The 4,705-nt window shown below is 60.4% G+C and carries 4 protein-coding genes and 2 pseudogenes; all 6 read right to left on the reverse strand.

Annotated elements, in window-relative coordinates:
• Positions 1-848, reverse strand: an 848-nt coding sequence (locus ACHWRX_RS12800; protein WP_394659478.1) for an ABC transporter substrate-binding protein, incomplete at its 3' end; no start/stop codon positions are given.
• A 33-nt stretch (positions 849-881) separates the two neighbouring features.
• Complete coding sequence (locus tag ACHWRX_RS12805) at positions 882-1,628, reverse strand: amino acid ABC transporter ATP-binding protein (protein ID WP_394659481.1); 747 nt, start codon at positions 1,626-1,628, stop codon at positions 882-884.
• A gap of 180 nt (positions 1,629-1,808) precedes the next feature.
• Positions 1,809-2,669: pseudogene (locus ACHWRX_RS12810) on the reverse strand (amino acid ABC transporter permease); the annotation flags it as partial.
• Complete coding sequence (locus ACHWRX_RS12815) at positions 2,666-3,211, reverse strand: GNAT family N-acetyltransferase (RefSeq protein ID WP_394659479.1); 546 nt, start codon at positions 3,209-3,211, stop codon at positions 2,666-2,668. The gene ACHWRX_RS12815 and the pseudogene ACHWRX_RS12810, both read right to left, overlap by 4 nt.
• Complete coding sequence (locus ACHWRX_RS12820) at positions 3,208-4,407, reverse strand: M20 aminoacylase family protein (RefSeq protein WP_394659480.1); 1,200 nt, start codon at positions 4,405-4,407, stop codon at positions 3,208-3,210. The genes ACHWRX_RS12815 and ACHWRX_RS12820 overlap by 4 nt, the downstream gene beginning before the upstream one ends.
• A pseudogene (locus ACHWRX_RS12825) lies at positions 4,404-4,705 on the reverse strand (LLM class flavin-dependent oxidoreductase); the annotation flags it as partial. The pseudogene ACHWRX_RS12825 and the gene ACHWRX_RS12820, both read right to left, overlap by 4 nt.

Below are 4,705 nucleotides of genomic sequence, written 5' to 3' on the forward strand. Positions count from 1 at the left end.
GCCGATCGCGGTATCCGCTCGTCCGCCATGTTCCAGCGGCGCAATAGTTTGATATAGTTGCCATTGTCGATCTGAGCGTTGATGGCGGCGGTGATCGCAGGGGCAAGTCCTGACGCTTTTCGCGTCGTGACCGCTATAAAGGCCGTCAACGGCCAACCGCCCGCGACCGTACCGACCGACCTCGTTCGACCATCTCGCGCTTCATATGCAGCCAGGAAGTTCGGTCCAAACGACAGGTCTGCCCGCCCCGAAAGAACCGCCAAGCGCATTACGCCAGGATCGTCGTAGTAAAGCGGTTCGACCGGCTTCAAGCCTGCCGCGATGTTGCGCGCATTCCAGCGATCGAGGATCTGAGATTGGTTCGTCCCGGCTGTCAAAGCGACACGTCGCCCGGCGACGTCCTGCGGGCCGTCGACGCGCAGAATCGGCCCATCGCTGCGAGTATAGATACCCAGCTTGTCATCGCGATACGTTGAAAAATCAAATTTGTCCTTGCGCTCCTCCGTCACTGTGACATTCGCCATGACCGCGTCGTACTTACCGGAGGTAAGCCCGAGCGGCCAATCTGGCCACGCAATCGGTAGGATCTTGAGCTTCAACCCTAATGACTCAGCGATAAGTTGTGCGAAATTGGGATCGAGCCCCACGCACCCCTGCCCGTCCGGCGTATAGTCGGCGATCGGAAGCGCGCCGACCGTCATGCCGATCGTCAAAGTGCCGGGCGTCTTGAATCTGTAGGCGCGAGGCACTAGTGCGGCGGCCGCAGGTACTGGCGCGGTGCGGATGAAGGGTAACGCTTCGGCGCCGGCTTTTTCCTTTGGCGGCGCGCAGGCGCCCAAAAGAGCCATGCACGAAAGTGCCGTAGCCAGAAGCGCCCTCACTTACAGTACCTTCGAGAGAAATTCGGCGGTTCGAGAATGAACGGGTCGGGAGAAGACCTGTTCCGGCGTACCTCGCTCCACGATCCGGCCCTGATCCATGAATACAACCGTATCAGCCACCTCGCGCGCAAAGCCCATTTCATGCGTCACGATGATTAGAGTCGTGCCTGAACTTGCCAATTCGCGGATTACGCCCAACACCTCGCCGACAAGTTCAGGATCCAATGCGGACGTTGGCTCATCGAAAAGCAGAACTTTGGGCCGCAACGCCAGTGCCCGGGCGATCGCGACGCGCTGCTGCTGGCCACCCGAAAGCTGACGTGGATAAGCATCTACCTTGTCTGACAAGCCCACCCGAGTCAGGAGCACGCGTGCATCCGCCTCGGCCTCCGCCCGTGGCCGACCACGAACATGGACAGGGGCCTCCACAATATTTTCCAAAACGGTCATGTGCGGAAACAGATTGAAGCTTTGAAAGACCATGCCAACATCCACTCGTCGGCGAAGCACTTCGGCTTCCTTCAACTCGTGCAAAATATTTGCGTCTTCGCGGTAGCCAATGAGTTTGCCATCGATCGAAATCAGCCCAGCATTCAAGGGTTCCAGATGGTTTATCGTTCGTAGTAGGGTGGATTTACCCGATCCAGATTGACCGATGATGACGGTGACGCTTCCAGAGGGAATCGTCAGCGAGACGCCTTTGAGCACTTCAAGATCGCCGAACCGCTTCACCGCGCCCTCGATCACTACGGTACCGCCTTTGACAGGCCTGTGGAATGATCCGGTGTCGCCGCGAACGAGAGTATGCCCGCGGACGGGCATGCGGGTGATTGAGGCGGACGAGTCAATACGGCGCAAGCTAATCCTTGCAGACCTGACTAAACTGCCTGCCCCCTGCAATCCCGCCACGCCGCGCGAAAAGCGCCGCTCGATCCGGCGCTGGATCACAGACAGAACGGTTAGAATAATGAGATACCAGACCGTCGCCACCATCAGCAGCGGCACCGCCTCAAGATTACGGCGGTAGATCACCTGCACGGTGTAGAACAACTCCGGCAGCGCGAGGATGTAGACGACCGAGGTGCCTTTGGCGAGGTTGATGATTTCGTTGAACCCGGCGGGAAGAATGCTGCGCATCGCCTGTGGCAGCACGATACCGAAGATCTGGCGGCGGCGCGGCAGGCCCAGCGCGGCCGCCGCTTCCCTCTGGCCGTTGTCCACCCCCAGGATGCCGCCACGAATGATCTCGGACGAAAACGCAGCCTGGTTCAGCGTTAGGCCGATCACCGCAGCCACGAAGGGACTGATCAGCGCGGCGGTAGACCAAGAACCGAACCGAAAGTCAGTAAGGGGCACGCCTAGGCTGATTGTGGCGTAGAGGTATCCCAGGTTATTGAGCAGCAGCAGCAGGACGATGAGCGGGATGGAGCGGAACAACCAGACATAGCCCCAAGCAAGCCAGGCCAGCAAAGGGGAGCCTGAAACCCGGGCAAGCGCGATCGTAGTGCCTAGCAGCGATCCGAACAGGGTGCCAAGCGCGGTTAGCAAAAGCGTCTGGCCGAGGCTGACGATAACCGGCTCTGCAAAGAACCACTGGGCAAAGACCGGCCAACCCCATTTTGGATTTCCTAATACCGAGGCGGCGATCATCAATAGAGTGCCGGCGGCAACCACCGTGCCGAACGTGCGTGCCGGATAACGTGCAGGAACAACACGGCGTTGGGGTTGAATTTGGGCCTTGTGTTCGGCGAGACGGGAAGCCGATGTATCCAGGGTGATGGCGTTCATGCCAACACCGCCGCGTTGTCGCCGATCGCCTTTGCGAAGGGTAGCGTCATCAGCACCGCGGGGTCGGCTTTTGGATCGTACAAGGGCGTATAACCGAGGCGTTTGTATAGAGCGCTGGCCTCCGGCTGACGAAAGCCGGTGGTGAGGAATATCCGGCGATACCCTTGGCGGATCGCCGCATCTTCTAGGGCAAACACAATTCGCCGTGCCAATCCCTGGCGGCGCAGATGCGCGGCAGTCCAGATGCGTTTCAGTTCGGCGGTGTCGGTCTCCTCATGCGGCATGAACCCGCCGCCCGCAATCGCCTCACCATTACGGACGATCAGCAGGAAGTTTCCGTGTGGCGGCAAAAAGCGATCGGAAGCATAGCGGCCATAGACTTCCTCTCGCGCGGCGTCCTGGTCGAATTCTGCTAGATCGCCGTAACGCGCGCTGTACTCCCCGATCAATGCCTCAAGCAAAGGACGGGCAAGGGGATCCATGGGGGATGACGTGACGATCCAATCGTCATGAATCTGGGTCGTGGTCGGGATGATGGTCATGCCGATGCCCTCTCAGGGTTATCCGTCAGATAGGTTTCCACCAGGCGCGCCCAGAATGCGGCGGCGGGAGCGATTACCGCATCGTTGAAGCGGTATCTGGGGCTATGAAGCGGTTCGCCGTCACCCGTTCCAACAAACAGGAAGCTGCCGGGGCGCGCCTGTAGCATATAGGCAAAGTCTTCGCTGGCTGTGCGCGGTGCAAGATTGGAAATGATGCAATCTTCACCCAAAAGATCGCGCGCGACATCGCGCGCGAAAGCGGTTTCGGCGGGATGGTTTATGACACTGGGAAAACCGGGTTTAACATCGACCTCGGCCGTCGCACCGAAGCTGGCGGCGATGCGATGAGCCAGATCGATCACGCGCCCCCGGATTGCGTCACGCACCTCCTCACGAAAGGAACGCAGCGTTAAGTTCATCTCTACGGCGTCAGGGATGACGTTGGCGGCATCCCCGCCGTGGATTGCCCCCACAGTGACGACGGCGCTGTCCAGCGGGGCGACGCTACGGGAGACCACGGTTTGTAACGCGGTGATGAGATGTGCCGCCACCACCACTGGATCCACCGCCTCATGCGGTGCCGCGCCGTGGCCGCCCTTACCGATAACGCGGATTGCCAACCAGTCGACCGCCGCCATCGCCGGGCCGTCTACGAAACCCAGCTGGCCTTCCGGGACGCCGGGCCAGTTGTGTAGACCGTAAACGGCGTCACAAGGGAAGCGTTCGAACAAGCCGTCCTCGATCATCCGACGAGCACCCTGACCCAGCTCTTCGGCAGGCTGAAAGATCAAGTTGACCGTTCCGGAGAAGTGCCCGCTTTCAGTCAGGTATCGAGCGGCTGCGAGGAGGATGGCGGTATGACCGTCATGCCCGCATGCGTGCATCCGCCCTTTGTGAACACTGGCGAAATCGAGGTCGGACGCTTCCTGGATCGGAAGCGCGTCCATGTCGGCGCGTATTCCGATCGCCCGCGTGCCCTGACCTCGGCGAAGCGTGCCGACCACTCCGGTGCCGCCCACGCCGGTGGTTACATGAAAACCCCATTCGGCAAGCAATTCCGCCACGCGCGACGAGGTTCTGTTTTCATCCCACGACAGTTCAGGGTGGCGATGCAGGTCCTGCCGGATCGCGATCGCATCGTCGACGAAACCGGCGATTGTGCCGTGCAATTCGCGTCTGTCGAGCACTTTGCTCATGCAGAGCGTCTCTCGGTAGCTTCGGCCACCCGCGCGACGGGTTTGTACGGTAGGCCGAGGTGGTCGCGCAGGGTGGTACCTTGCAACACACGGTCGTAACGGCCGCGCGCTTCCAGGGCGGGCACCACGTACCGGGCGAAATCGTCCAGCCCCTCTTGCGCCGCTGCAAAGCCAAGGATGAACCCATCCGCCGCGCCGCCATCTATCCAGCGCACCAATTCATCGGCCACTTTTTCACCACTGCCCAGAAAGTCGGGGCGTGGTGTCGCGACTTTGAGAGCCACCTCTCGCAAAGTCC

Origin of the sequence: uncultured Novosphingobium sp. (genome assembly GCF_964277725.1) — a bacterium.
Taxonomy (GTDB): domain Bacteria; phylum Pseudomonadota; class Alphaproteobacteria; order Sphingomonadales; family Sphingomonadaceae; genus Novosphingobium; species Novosphingobium fluoreni.